Here is a 13,637-nt window from a genome sequence, read left to right as displayed (position 1 = left end):
TACTAACCGACAGTAATTTCCCAATATTTTTTAGTGGTGCACTATTAATGGCGATGATCGCCACTTTATTTGCTGTTAAAAATACCAGTATTAAATTTAGTTATTTATGCACAGCTGCTGTTGGTTTAGCTATCTTAAGCAGCGGTGCGGCTTGGCTTGCTATTCTACTAGCCTTTGGGTTTTGTTTTCACTTATGGCAAGCATTTGAGCGAAATAATTGGAGCATGATAATTACCAGCTCAATGGCTGGTCTTTTATTTGTTGTTCTATTTTCAGCTCATTTATTATTGGAAGTTCCGCTATTTTGGGTTGTGTTAGCAATATTATTATTAGCTATTGTTGGCTTTTTAAATGATGAAAGTGCTGAAATAGAAGTCGTTATAGAGCCAGAACCTGAAGGTGATGCATTTATTGAAGAGTCTCCGCTTTCAGTTTTTGCAGATAGAAAACAGTTACGACAAGGTTACTATGCATGGTGCGACAACAAACAAATAAGCGCAGCGTTAATCGTTATTCGCCTTGAAGGCTTTGAGCAAGTTAACCAGCATATTGGACGCGACTTTGGCGATATACTGTTAGCGCAATCGGCTAATCGAATAAAAGAGCTACTTTCAAGTGACGAAATAGTGACTTTAACTGGACAAGAAAAGCTAGCCCACTTAGGGGGTCTTAACTTTGCATTTATTTGTAGTTTCGCGAATCAAAAACACTTACATGAATTAGTTATTGACCAAATACTGGGTGCAACGCTTAAGCCATTTAATGTTGCTAACTGCACTGTAGAAGTAAAAGCGAGAGCGAGTTATGTTGATTGTAATGAGCAAGATAACAACTTTGATAATTTAATATCGTACGCATACCTAGCACTCGATAGCCACCCAGATCGCAAGGTTGTGCCTTATCATCAACAAATGATGATTGAATTGCGAGAGCAACAAGCGCGACTAAAGGAATTAGCAAATATTGATTTTTCGAGCGAGTTAGAGCTTTATTTTCAGCCTATTATTTGTAACGAAAACGGTCAAATTGAGTTTTTAGAATTACTACTGCGTTGGCAGCACCCTAAGCAAGGGATTTTATCCGCTAACAGGTTTATCGACGACATTAGAATTGCAGGGCTTGGTTATCCACTCGCTAAATTTGTAATAGAGAGAGCTGCTGAGCTTGCAATGGCGCTTAGAATAGAAGGTATTTCTATACCGCTTAGCATTAACGTATTTGGTCCTGAAATGCTTAACGAAGAGTTTATTGAATTTGTTGATGTTGTTTTAAGTGAGCATCACTTGGAAGCTGGCGATTTAATTGTTGAATGCCCTTTGCATATTTTTACGGGACTAGATGATAAAGGCAGAGGCATGATCGCAAGGCTTAATAACATAGGCTTAAAAGTATGTGTTGATGGACTTGGAGATAACCCGGTACTACTTTCTAAGTTACCAAGCTTAGCGGTAGAGTATATTAAGGTTTCACCTTCACTCACTGCTGACTTTAGTAATCAAAACAATATACGCAGTTTAGTTAGCGGAATGGTTGAAATGCATAACCAACAAAAAACAAAAGTGATTTTTGAAGGGGTAGAAACACTTGAGCAACTTAAGTTTGTAAAAAGCTTAAAAGGTTATGCTGCCCAAGGTTATTACTTTGGTCACCCGCTAAGTAGTATTGGTTTAATGAGCTGGCTAAAAGAGTGGCGATTAGTTCAACAGCGCTAAGTGTTTTCTTTGGCTTGTAGGTAGCTATTCACAAGTGCACTGATCACTTGCCCTACATGGGCAGCACCGGCCTCAACTCCGCTAGGGTGCTGGCTAGGCGCTGCTTCACATAAATGTAAGTACTTAGAGTGGCGATGGTTTGCTGCTAAATGCACAAAGTGCTCAGTGTCATTCACACTAAATCCGCAACATGTGTACGCACTAACCGGCATGTAAGTAATACTATCTAAATCAACTTCAATACCCAGTGGTAAATCGTTAAAATTACTTAATGCGTTTTCAATTGCCTGAGTAAGTGTAATTTTTCGCTTAACTTGTATTGATTGATAGCTATCAAACGTGAAGTTAGCTTCACTCATTGCATCTATAATTGCTTGATTGTTTTTTATCTCATGTAAGCCAATAACGTGGTAATTACTTAGATGTTGCTCGTTATAAGCGTAGCGAAAGCCATTGCCGCTATGGCGACCTTCACATTCTCTAAAGTCGGCATGAGGGTCAAAGTTGATAGCATTAATAGGTGTATTTTTTGACTTACTCAGGGCACGGATAATTCCCAAGCAATTGTTATGACCTCCGCCAATAACGATTGGCTCAAGCCCCGCTTTAAAAATAAGGCTCAATACCGTCTCTACGCGTTCATCAAGCTGTTGGCATAAATCTCGTAATTGAGTTAATTGCTGGCCTTGCTGGTTATTAAGCTGGTTGCTTTGCGCCATTAAATCATCAGTATTAACTTCACCCAATAAAAGCACTTTTTGAGTGGCAATAAATTGATTGTGAGGTTGGTTTAAAAAGCGTTTTAAAAAAGCAGACCATGCTTCGTTTGCACCACCATTTCCTAAGTTTGCTTTTGGGCCGATATCTTCGCAAATACCCAGAAGTACATAGCGGATACCAAATTGAGCAGCGTCAACAAGTGCTTGTTGCAGGTTTACTTGGGTGTCGAGCAAGGCCATTGATTGCCATGCTTTTTTCTCATTTGCGCGGGTAGAGCAAAGTGTTCTAACCGCGCTTTCATCATATACTTTTAAATGGGAGGTCACGTTATACTTCTACAACTTCCAACTCTAATTCTTCTGCAGATAAAACAATGCCTGTGCTATCAGCATAAATAAAGTCGTCATCAAAAAATGATACCCCAGCAAAGTTAACGCCTATAGCATCTTCACCAGCACCTTCGCTGTCGGCTGCAACAGGGATTGAAGCAATTGCTTGAATGCCTAAATCAAGCTCTTCAAGCTCATCAACGTGGCGTACTGCGCCGTAAACAACAATACCATTCCAGTTGTTTTCAAGTGCTAGTTCAGCCAGTTCAATGTCGATTAGTGCGCGACGAGTTGAGCCGCCACCATCAATAAGAAGTACTAGGTCTGTACCATCTTGAGAAAGTAATTCGCGGATGAGTTCATTATTTTCAAAACATTTAACCGTTTTAATGCGGCCACCAAAGCTGTGTCGACCACCAAAGTTGATGAACATAGGCTCTAGCACGTCAACCACGTCAGCAAAGTGGTCGCATAAATCAGAAGTGCTGTAATCCATTATTTTATCCTCAAAAGGTACATTAATTTATATCTCAGTATACCCTCCTTATAAGCAATAACAACGACTTAATCGCAGTAAATTTAGGCAAAACAAGCGCTAAATCATTAATCGCAATAATAGTGTATTAAAAGCGTCACTCAATTGTTATTTACAACACATAAGCTAAACCGGTGTTCATATGTTATGCAATGAGGGATGGTGATGAATAATAATATGCTTAAAAAGGTAACTCAGATAGATGAGCAATTATTTTTAACTTTGTTTAATTGCAATTCACCGAGGTGGTTTAAAACAATGGCCTTTGGTTTGTCTAAAAGCGGTGATGGTGGGCTTTATATATTAATATGCTTAGCAGTGTGGTGGCTTAGTAATAATGAACAGCACCAATTATTGCCTGTCACTATATTAATTGGTTTTGCTATAGAAAGACCTATTTACCTACTAGCTAAAAATAGATTTGCTCGGATCCGTCCATGCGACTGCTTAGTAACAAATGCCTATATAGTACCAAGCGATAAATTTAGTTTACCATCGGGTCACAGTGCCGCTGCTTTTTTAGTGGCAATTATATTAAGCCATTTTTTTCCAGAATATGCATTACTACTATTTAGTTGGGCTACCGGCGTTGCTATGTCTCGTGTGGTATTGGGTGTGCACTTTCCTGCTGATATTATAATAGGCGCAACAATTGGTAGTTTTTGTGGTTTATTTGCGTTAGCACTTGTGGTGCCTGCATGAAAATATTGTATGGAGTGCAAGGTACCGGTAATGGTCATATAACGCGCGCTCGGGTTATGGCAAGCTGCTTTAATAAGCTCGGTATTGATGTTGATTATGTGTTTTCAGGGCGCGCAAATAAAGATTACTTTGATATGCACGAATTCTCAGATTATAAAGCGTATCGCGGTTTATCGTTTAGCACTGAAAATGGGCAAGTTAAAAATCTCAAAACACTTAAAAACATGCGAATTTGTAAGTTGGTGAGTGATATAAAATCGCTTGAGATAAAACAGTACGATTTTGTACTTAACGACTTTGAGCCTGTGACAGCATGGGCTGCAAAACGGGCAGGTATACCCGTTATTGGCATTAGTCACCAAGCAGCATTTTTGTCAGATAACGTACCTATGTTTGGTCGTGGCGTACTGAGAAAATCACTTATCAAGCATTATGCACCAGCGACTACCTACTTAGGCGTGCACTGGCAACCATTTGCAAATAATATAATACCGCCTTTTATTGCTCATCATAATCACGACAACCCTGTAGCAGTAATGAACAAGGTATTGGTATATTTACCTTTCGAAAACTTAGATAGCGTTGTTGATTATTTAAAAGACTTTCCCGAAAAAGAATTTTATTGCTATCACCCAAATGCCAGCAATCAGTCTTTTGGACATATACATTTACGAGCCCCTTCACGTTCTGGCTTTTTAAACGACTTAGCAAACACAAGTGGTGTTGTTGGTAACGCGGGATTTGAGCTTGCCAGTGAAGCGCTTAAGTTAGGTAAAAAGTTACTATTAAAGCCTTTAGATGGTCAGTTTGAGCAAGCAGCAAATGCACAAACTTTATTTTCCATGGGAATGGCGCATGTTATGAACTATTTAAACCCACAAGCCCTTGACGATTGGAATAGCGCGCCGCAAAACAAGCAAATAAATTACCCCAGCGATCCCGCGCCTTTAATTGATTGGTTGGTTAAACAACAATGGAATAACACACAATCGTTACATAAAGGTTTGTGGGATAGTGTCGCCTTATAGCAATCACATTTAAACTGTTTAGAATTACCAATAATAAAAGTTAAATTAATTAGTCGCTTGTGATCTATTAGCTATAATAAAAATGCATATTCAAAAAAGGCGTTAGCGATGAATTTTTTACAAAACTTAACAATTAAACGACGTTTACAACTAAACGCAGTCGTTGTTGGTTTAGCAATGGTGGTCCTTTTATGCGTGATTATTTTTGAATCACGTACAACCTTGAGCTTAAACAAGACTATTCAATTAGCAGAAGAGCTCAACGTACATGCATTAGCATTGCGTAAACATGAAAAAAACTTTTTATTTTATAAACAAGAAGATGCGTTAACTGCATTTGAAACGGATTTTGAGCAGTTAAGTGATAAAGTAAAAAAGTTACAACAGTTAATGGCTAACCAAGGTATTGCACAGGAGCAGGTCCAGCGCTTTGAGCAACTAATAAATAGCTATAATAATGATTTTGAAACTGTTGTTAAGCTTCAAAAAGAGATTGGTTTAACCCCGACCGACGGGTTATATGGCAAGCTTAGAAGCTCGGTTCATGAAGTTGAGCAACTATTAAAAGAGCAGCAAAATTACCAACTGCTGTCGTCAATGCTGCAACTAAGACGCTCAGAAAAAGATTTCATGCTGAGATTTGATATTAAGTACCTAGGGCGTTTTAATGAGGGAATTAATACATTTAAGCAGCAGATAGCTGCAGCACAGCTGCCAAGCGACTATAAAGCACAAATTAATCCTTTGATTGATATATACCAAAGCGAATTTCAAACACTTGTGCAGGCCCAAACTAAGCTAGGGCTAGATCTTGAGTCAGGCGCACTTGGAGTAATGCGTGACAGTGTAGATAAAAGCGACGCCATTGTTTCTAAAATCGTTAAAGACACTAAGTTACAAGTAGAGCAAAGTGTAGAGCAGGCTCAATTTTTAGCTATTTTGGTATTTGTGATTGCAGGTGTGGTTGTATTAGCGCTAGTTTATTTTACAAGCCACTCCATTATTGTACCTATTGAGCGGGTTTATCACACTATTAATGATATTCGTCGTAATAATGATTTGAGCGTGATGATAGAGCAAACTGGTAAAGACGAAATTACCACCATGACGGTCGACTTTAATAGCTTAATAGGCGATTTTAAGAACTTAATTAACGAAGTTAATGGTGCTTTAAACACGCTTAATGTAGCAACAGAGCATTTATCACAAAGTACCGCAGCAACAAGCTCTGGTATGCAAGAGCAACTACATGAAGCCGACATGGTTGCAACGGCAGCCACCGAAATGCAGGCGACAATTCAGGATATTTCACATAATACTGAAGCGGCTGCGAAAAAAGCAGAGTCAACAAATTTAAGTGCACAACAAGGGCGTAGTGAAGTAGATTCTACCGTTAAGCACATTAGGGCCCTATCTGATTCGCTGGGGAATGCATCAAATGTTGTGTCGCAACTTGAAAAAGACGGCGAAACCATTGGCTCAGTGCTTGATGTAATTCGAGGGATTGCAGATCAAACCAACTTATTAGCGCTTAACGCTGCAATTGAAGCGGCTAGAGCTGGAGAGCAAGGGCGTGGTTTTGCAGTAGTGGCAGATGAAGTTCGCTCACTTGCTCAGCGCACGCAAGAATCGACTAGTGAAATAGAGGGGATTATTAATACCCTGCAACAACGCACTCAAGAGGTGGTTAGTATTATGCACCAGTGCCGCTCGCAAGGAGATGAAAGTGCATCGCAGGCTATTAAAGCCGGTGAGCTACTCGGTGATATAACCGAAGATGTACAAACTATCATGGAGATGAGTACTCAAATAGCAGTTGCGATTGATGAGCAAAGTCAGGTAGCGTCTGAGGTAAATAAAAACGTAGTACGTATAAGAGATATTGCACAAGACGCTTCGGGACATGCTGCTAATAATGCGCAGACAAGTGAAGAAGTCTCTGAGCAGGCTCGTGTTCTATTCACTGCAATTGATAAGTTTAAGGTGTAATAACCCCTAATAGTGCGGGTCTATAAAGTTTAAGGAACAAACTTTATAGGCACGCTATCTTTACTTTTTTCGTGTTCAGTTACCCGCACTAAATATTCACTCCACAATGTATCTTGTTGCTGTTGTAGTTTTTCAAAATAGCGCCAGCTAAATAGTCCGCTGTTATGGCCATCGTCAAAATCTAAACGAAGTGCGTAATGCCCAACAGGTACAATACTTTTTATTCCTACAGCTTGCTTATTAAGTACTAGCTTCATTGGGCCAGAGCCATGGCCCTGCACTTCAGCTGAAGGGGAGTGTACACGTAAAAACTCACAGCTAAATACAGCTTTACTGTCATCATCAAAGTAAACATCTAGATTTTTACTTACACTGTGGTAATGCACTTTTGTTACGTGTTTCATTTAATATATCCCATTAAAAAGCCCCCAATCTGGAGGCTTTTAGTATAACGTTTATATTCGTTTTATAGAATAAATCGGCTTAAGTCTTCATCTTCAACAAGTGCACCTAAGTGTTTTTCAACATAAGCGGCGTCGATTACTAATGACGAGCCTGCTTTTTCAGAAGCATCGTATGAAATTTCTTCCATCAATCTTTCCATTACAGTGTGTAGACGACGAGCACCGATGTTTTCGGTTTTCTCGTTAACTTGCCAAGCTGCTTTGGCAATACGCTCAATTGCATCGTCGCTAAACTCAATCGATACCTGCTCAGTTTTAAGCAACTCTCTTTGTTGCTCGGTAAGCGATGCATGAGGCTCTGTAAGGATGCGTTTAAAGTCATCTGCAGTAAGTGCTTCAAGTTCTACTCGAATCGGTAAGCGGCCCTGTAGCTCTGGGATCATATCTGATGGCTTCGCCATCTGAAACGCACCAGAGGCAATAAACAGCATATGGTCAGTTTTAACCATTCCGTGCTTAGTGTTTACAGTTGAACCTTCAATTAGCGGTAGTAAGTCGCGCTGAACACCTTCACGGCTCACATCTGGACCTGAAGAATCGCCGCGCTTACAAATTTTGTCTATTTCATCAATAAACACAATACCGTTTTGCTCTACTGCAAAAATAGCTTGCTCTTTTAGCTCTTCAGGATTTACTAATTTAGCGGCTTCTTCTTCCGTTAATAGTTTGAAGGCTTCTTTGATTTTTAGTTTACGCTTAGTGCGCTTATCGCCGCCCATGTTTTGAAACATGCTTTGTAGCTGGTTGGTCATATCTTCCATACCAGGAGGCGCCATAATTTCTACGTTTGGTTGTGCTTGTGCTAAATCGATTTCAATTTCTTTATCATCTAGCTGACCTTCACGTAGCTTTTTACGGAACGTTTGGCGAGTTGATGAGTTATCATCACGCTGCGTTTCGCCGTATTGATCTTTCGCTGGTGGTAAAAGGGCATCTAAAATGCGCTCTTCTGCTGCTTCTTCGGCGCGATGTTTAAATTTCTTAGTCTGCTGTTCGCGAGTCATTTTAATTGATACATCGACTAAATCGCGGATGATAGTCTCAACTTCTTTACCAACATAGCCAACTTCAGTGAACTTAGTCGCTTCTACTTTAATAAAGGGTGCGTTAGCAAGTTTTGCTAATCGGCGGGCAATTTCTGTTTTACCTACACCGGTTGGACCAATCATTAAAATGTTTTTTGGTGTTACTTCGCTGCGTAAATCTTCTTTGAGTTGCATACGGCGCCAGCGGTTACGAAGTGCGATAGCCACTGCTTTTTTTGCTTTAGCCTGACCTATAATGTGCTGATCTAGCTCGTGAACAATTTCTCTTGGGGTCATATCAGACATGATAGTTCCTATTATAATTCTTCGATTGTTTGGAAGTTATTAGTAAATACGCAGATGTTGCCTGCAATAGTTAAGCTTTTCTCTACTATTTCACGAGCGCTTAAATCTGTATTTTCTAAAAGGGCGGTTGCAGCTGATTGTGCAAAGTTACCACCACTGCCAATTGCAATTAGGTCGTTTTCAGGTTGAACCACATCGCCATTACCGGTAATAATTAAAGAGGCTGTTTCGTCTGCAACAGCGAGCAGAGCTTCGAGTTTTCGAAGTGCACGGTCGCTGCGCCAATCTTTAGCCATTTCTACTGCGGCTTTAGTTAGGTTTCCTTGGTGCATTTCTAATTTGCTTTCAAAGCGTTCGAAAAGAGTGAAGGCATCAGCAGTACCGCCGGCAAAACCAGCGATTACTTTGCCATTATAAAGACGTCGAACTTTACGGGCGTTGCCCTTCATTACGGTATTACCAAGAGACACTTGGCCATCGCCGCCAATTACAACCTTGTCGCCACGGCGTACACTTACGATAGTAGTCATGTTATTCCTCATCATCGAGCTGCAGAGGCAACTCGTAAAAAACGATTATGAAGAGGTTATATGGGTGAATGGTTTATTTTCAAGTCCAGCCCCAAATTCCGCAGCCGACTATTTTTACACGTTTAAGTTTGTTTTTATCACTTTCGGCTTGGCGTTTGGTTTTATAAGGGCCTAAGCGCACTTTATACCAAGTACCATTGCTGCCTTCAGCCTGTTTTATTTCAGAAATGAGGCCTGCAAATGCTATTTTAGCTTTTAGCGATTCCGCTTGTGCGTGGGTTTTAAACGAACCACACTGCATAACGTAAGGGCCTTTTTGCTCAAGTTCTTTCACTTCAACTTGAATCTCGTGGTTTCTAATTTCTTTAATAAACTCTGGTGTGCGTGGAATAACCACTTCTACTTTTGCGGGCGCAGTGGGGTTTGCTTGTTTTTCGACAAGTTTTGGATCTGCATTACTTTTAATAAACCATAATGTATAAGCAAAACCACCGACGAGTAAGATGGCTATGACAGCTAAAAGAATAGGAAATGGTTTTTTAGCGGGTGCGTTTTTTTTACTGTTTCTGCCTGCAGGCTTTTTATTAATATAATCGTGCTGTGCCATGGTGTTATTTTGGCCTTAACCTAAATCATGTCTATAGGGTCTACGTCTAAGCTCCAGCGTACTTTTTGTGCAAGTTTACTTGAACTTAAATAATCAACCATTTGCGCAAGGTACTGATGTAATATGCGGCGATCTTGCGCTTGAATATGTAATTGAAAACGATACATACCTGCGACTTTTTCAAGTGGAGCAGGGATCGGACCGAGCAATTGTATACCAGATACCCCATTCACAGGAACCAAATCCGTCAAAAAATCGACGACTAGCTTAATGCTGTGTCCTTGTGCACGGACAATAGCCATATTTGTAATGGGTGGTAAGTCTGCATCATCGCGTTCACTCAGTGCAAAGCGAGCAAAGTCTTGGTAACCATTATTAACTAAGTCTTGTAAAAGCGGGTGTTCTGGAAAGTGTGTTTGTAATAATACTTGCCCAGGCTCCCCTGAACGCCCAGCTCGCCCCGCGACCTGAGTAACTAACTGTGCTAAATGTTCTGTCGCCCTAAAGTCGCATGAGTATAAACCGCTATCTACGTCTAAAATTATAACAAGGCTTACATCTGCAAAGTGATGGCCTTTGGCAAGCATTTGTGTGCCAACTAAAATGCGTGCACCGCCTAGGTTTATTTCATCTAGTGCTTTTTCAAGGCTGCCTTTACGGCGAGTTGAATCGCGGTCTATGCGAGTAACGGGTGTATCTGGAAACTCGGTCGATAAAAACTCTTCAATTTGCTCTGTACCTTTGCCATTTGGAAATATTTGCGTACTTCCACAATCAGGACATTGGTGAGGAACAGGGTATTGATCGCCACAGTGATGACAAATCATTTGCCCAATCGCTTTATGAAATGTGGCGCTGGTACTGCAGCGTTTACATTCACTTAGCCAGCCACATTCATGGCAAATAAGAGTGGGTGAAAAACCTCGGCGATTTAAAAAAACCATAACCTGTTTACCGCGATTTAAGTGTTGGCGCATAGTTGCAAGGCTTGCATGTGCAATACCTGCTTGGTCGGGTTGGCCTTTCATATCGAGTAACTTAAATTGGTTATCTGTCGCAGTTTGCGCGCGCTCGGTTAAACTTAGTAGCTGATATTTGTTATTAATTGCTTTGTGAAGTGTTTCAAGTGCGGGTGTAGCACTGCCTAATATAAGTGGTATTTTATGCTGAAAAGCTCTGTATGCGGCCAAATCACGAGCATGGTAACGAAGGGTATCTTGTTGCTTAAATGATGAATCGTGCTCTTCATCGACAACTATCATACCGAGTTTTAAAAATGGCAGAAAAATACTCGAACGTGTGCCTATAACTATTGCACAACTGCCTTTTTCGCAAAAACGCCATGTTTGCAATCGCTCGTTGTCGGTAAGGGCTGAATGCCAAAGCATAATGGGTGTATCAGGAAAGCGGCGACGAAAACGGTTTACAGTTTGTGGCGTTAAGCCTATTTCTGGCACTAATACTAATGCTTGCTCGCCACGTTTGAGTACTTCTTCTAGGCACTGTAAATACACTTCTGTTTTACCACTGCCAGTTACGCCTTCTAATAAAAAGCTGCTAAATCCATTACTTTGATTTATTGCTGTACAGGCAACCGCTTGTTCTTTATTAAGTACAGGTTTACTACCGACAGTTGGTGCAACGCTTTGCCATTGGTTATCGTGTTCAATAGTTTGCGTAATGAGTTCTTTATCTATTAGGCTATCTATTGTTTTTTTACTAAAGCCAAGAGCTTTTAATTCGGTTAACGATGATTTCCCCGATTGCGACAACTGCTTTAATAAATTGAGTTGAGTTTTGGCTTTTAATGACGGTACTTTTGCGCCTTTTTCTGTCAGAGCAACCATGTTAATACTGGTTTTATCTGGCGATTCACCTTGGCGAAGTGCACTTGGTAGCGCTATGTGAATAGTTTCGCCTAAGGGATAGCAATAATAGCGGGCAGTAAAGCTAAGGAGTTCTAAATGTTGGGCGCTTAAAATAGGGGTATCGTCTATTACCTCTATAATATTCTTAATTTTATCTAAAGGGACGTCGGTACTGTTTTTAATACCCAGAACAACAGCTACTTTTTTTTGATTACCAAAAGGTACTAAAACCCGCATACCCGGTAGTATGGGTGTTGATAAGCCACTGAGCTGCTCTTCTATTTTATAATCAAAGGTGCGTGGAAGCGGGACTTTAATAGCAACTTCAACAAAACTCATAACAACTCAACCCGTAAAATTAATGCTGTAATGTACTAAAAATACCGCTAAAAACCTACTAGCAATAGTACTTGAGAAAGAGATTGTTCACTTTTTTAGCGAAAAGATAAATAAATACTTGTGCAGGGGAAGGTTGTTGGATAAAATCCGCCACCAACAAATTTGTTTTAACGACGTATGGTGCCAGACTTCGGGTTTGGAGAGCGATGCGGCCTTAACTAGAGGTTCCTATGAAAGAAGGTATTCACCCTAAGTACGAAGTAATTTCTGCAACATGTTCATGCGGAAACAAATTCGAAACTAGCTCAACTCTTTGTAAAGACATTCACTTAGACGTATGTTCTGCGTGTCACCCGTTTTACACTGGTAAGCAAAAGATTTTAGACACTGGCGGCCGTGTTGATCGCTTCAACAAGCGCTTCGGTGCACTTAGCAGCAAGAAGTAATTATTGCTGTTTAGTTAAAAAAAGCACCTTAGGGTGCTTTTTTTGTGTCTAAAATTTACCACTTCTTATCTTATTTAGCTTGCTCGAGCTACATCACACCTTGCATAACTATTTCCTATTCTTATTCTGAGTATGCATAAACCTTTACAGACAAATCGATAGATATTCTCTATATTTTAAATAGTACAAATTTTAACTAGGTTGATAAAAGTAGCTAACGTGGGCTTATCTGTTTTTAAAGTAATGTAGTAGGCTGTTATTTTAAGTTTATGATGATGCGTTAAACATACATTTTTTTAATATTGTAATAGACATAAACGCACCTCAAAACTTACTTTTTTGGTGAATTTTTATTTATCAAATGTTTATATAATCCTGCAAAGTTACTGAAAAACCTCTTAAAATTAAAGGATATAGCATATAACAGGATAGACCTGATATTGCTTGGAATTTAAAAATAATAAGGGTATCGTACCCCAAGACTCCACCTCTCACTTTAACTTAAATTGCAGGATACCATCGCGTTATGTCTGACTTTCGTGAACAAGCACTACATTATCACTCACATCCCGTACCTGGTAAAATTAGCATTGAGCTAACAAAACCAGCTGAAACAGTTCAAGACTTAGCCCTAGCTTATAGCCCAGGTGTCGCTGAGCCTGTACGTGAAATTGCCGCAGATCCTGCAAATGCATATAAATATACCGGTAAAGGTAACATGGTTGCGGTTATCACTAATGGTACTGCAATTTTGGGCTTGGGTAATTTAGGTCCTTTAGCGTCCAAACCAGTAATGGAAGGCAAGGCGTTATTGTTTAAGCGTTTTGCAGGGCTTGATTCTATTGATATTGAAGTAAAGCACAAAACAACAGAAGACTTTATTAACACGGTTGCCAATATTGCTGACACATTCGGTGGTATTAACCTTGAAGATATTAAAGCACCAGAGTGTTTTGAAATTGAAAAAGCATTAATAGAGCGTTGTAGCATTCCTGTTTTTCATGATGATCAACACGGTACCGCCATTGTTACGGCTG

The 13,637-nt window shown here is 40.0% G+C and carries 12 protein-coding genes and 1 pseudogene (1 of these 13 cut by a window edge); 6 read left to right on the top strand and 7 right to left on the bottom strand.

Features of this window, described 5'->3' with window-relative positions:
- Positions 1–47 precede the first annotated feature (47 nt).
- On the top strand, positions 48–1,712 hold the full coding sequence (locus tag L652_RS0111670; RefSeq protein ID WP_024596305.1) for a GGDEF domain-containing phosphodiesterase: 1,665 nt from the start codon (positions 48–50) through the stop codon (positions 1,710–1,712).
- Here the strand turns inward: L652_RS0111670 and L652_RS0111665 are convergent.
- Both L652_RS0111665 and rraA read right to left on the bottom strand, forming a co-directional pair.
- Complete coding sequence (locus tag L652_RS0111665; protein WP_024596306.1) at positions 1,709–2,758, bottom strand: formimidoylglutamase; 1,050 nt, start codon at positions 2,756–2,758, stop codon at positions 1,709–1,711. The two genes, L652_RS0111670 and L652_RS0111665, sit on opposite strands and share 4 nt — an antisense overlap.
- A gap of 1 nt (position 2,759) precedes the next feature.
- Positions 2,760–3,257, bottom strand: coding sequence for a ribonuclease E activity regulator RraA (rraA, locus tag L652_RS0111660; protein ID WP_002959955.1), 498 nt, complete (start codon positions 3,255–3,257; stop codon positions 2,760–2,762).
- Positions 3,258–3,458: 201 nt separating this feature from the next.
- On the opposite strand from rraA, the gene L652_RS0111655 reads away from it, so the two are divergent.
- The 3 genes from L652_RS0111655 (at position 3,459) to L652_RS0111645 (ending at position 7,015) form a co-directional block, all read left to right on the top strand.
- Entirely contained in the window at positions 3,459–3,998 is a 540-nt protein-coding gene (locus tag L652_RS0111655) for a phosphatase PAP2 family protein (RefSeq protein WP_024596307.1), read from the top strand.
- A complete protein-coding gene (locus tag L652_RS0111650) occupies positions 3,995–5,026 on the top strand; it encodes an MJ1255/VC2487 family glycosyltransferase (RefSeq protein WP_024596308.1) in 1,032 nt (343 codons plus the stop codon). The genes L652_RS0111655 and L652_RS0111650 overlap by 4 nt, the downstream gene beginning before the upstream one ends.
- A 108-nt stretch (positions 5,027–5,134) precedes the next feature.
- The gene (locus L652_RS0111645) at positions 5,135–7,015 is read left to right on the top strand and encodes a HAMP domain-containing methyl-accepting chemotaxis protein (protein ID WP_024603461.1); all 1,881 of its coding nucleotides are present in this window, start codon (positions 5,135–5,137) and stop codon (positions 7,013–7,015) included.
- Between the two features lie 29 nt (positions 7,016–7,044).
- Here the strand turns inward: L652_RS0111645 and L652_RS0111640 are convergent, their stop codons facing one another.
- The 5 genes from L652_RS0111640 to priA form a co-directional block, all read right to left on the bottom strand.
- Positions 7,045–7,419 (bottom strand): gamma-butyrobetaine hydroxylase-like domain-containing protein, encoded by a 375-nt coding sequence (locus tag L652_RS0111640; protein WP_024596309.1) that lies wholly within the window; start codon positions 7,417–7,419, stop codon positions 7,045–7,047.
- 62 nt (positions 7,420–7,481) lie between these two features.
- Positions 7,482–8,810 carry an HslU--HslV peptidase ATPase subunit gene (gene hslU, locus L652_RS0111635; RefSeq protein WP_024596310.1) on the bottom strand — a complete coding sequence of 443 codons (1,329 nt, stop codon included), beginning with the start codon at positions 8,808–8,810 and terminating at the stop codon, positions 7,482–7,484.
- 11 nt (positions 8,811–8,821) lie between these two features.
- Positions 8,822–9,340: an ATP-dependent protease subunit HslV gene (gene hslV, locus L652_RS0111630; RefSeq protein WP_002958366.1), complete on the bottom strand. Its 519-nt coding sequence runs from the start codon at positions 9,338–9,340 to the stop codon at positions 8,822–8,824.
- 79 nt (positions 9,341–9,419) lie between these two features.
- Entirely contained in the window at positions 9,420–9,947 is a 528-nt protein-coding gene (locus L652_RS0111625; protein WP_024596311.1) for an SPOR domain-containing protein, read from the bottom strand.
- Between the two features lie 20 nt (positions 9,948–9,967).
- Positions 9,968–12,154, bottom strand: coding sequence for a primosomal protein N' (gene priA / locus L652_RS0111620; protein WP_024596312.1), 2,187 nt, complete (start codon positions 12,152–12,154; stop codon positions 9,968–9,970).
- A gap of 230 nt (positions 12,155–12,384) precedes the next feature.
- Here priA and rpmE point away from each other — a divergent pair, with 230 nt between their 5' ends.
- Positions 12,385–12,600: a 50S ribosomal protein L31 gene (gene rpmE, locus L652_RS0111615; RefSeq protein ID WP_002958369.1), complete on the top strand. Its 216-nt coding sequence runs from the start codon at positions 12,385–12,387 to the stop codon at positions 12,598–12,600.
- 526 nt (positions 12,601–13,126) lie between these two features.
- Positions 13,127–13,637, top strand: a pseudogene (locus tag L652_RS01000000123720) (malic enzyme-like NAD(P)-binding protein); it runs 744 nt beyond the window's last position.

This window comes from Pseudoalteromonas sp. TB25, from assembly GCF_000497995.1.
Classification (GTDB): Bacteria; Pseudomonadota; Gammaproteobacteria; order Enterobacterales; family Alteromonadaceae; genus Pseudoalteromonas; species Pseudoalteromonas distincta.
Note: the sequence above shows the minus strand (reverse complement) of the source record. Positions and strands in the feature narration are given on the sequence as shown.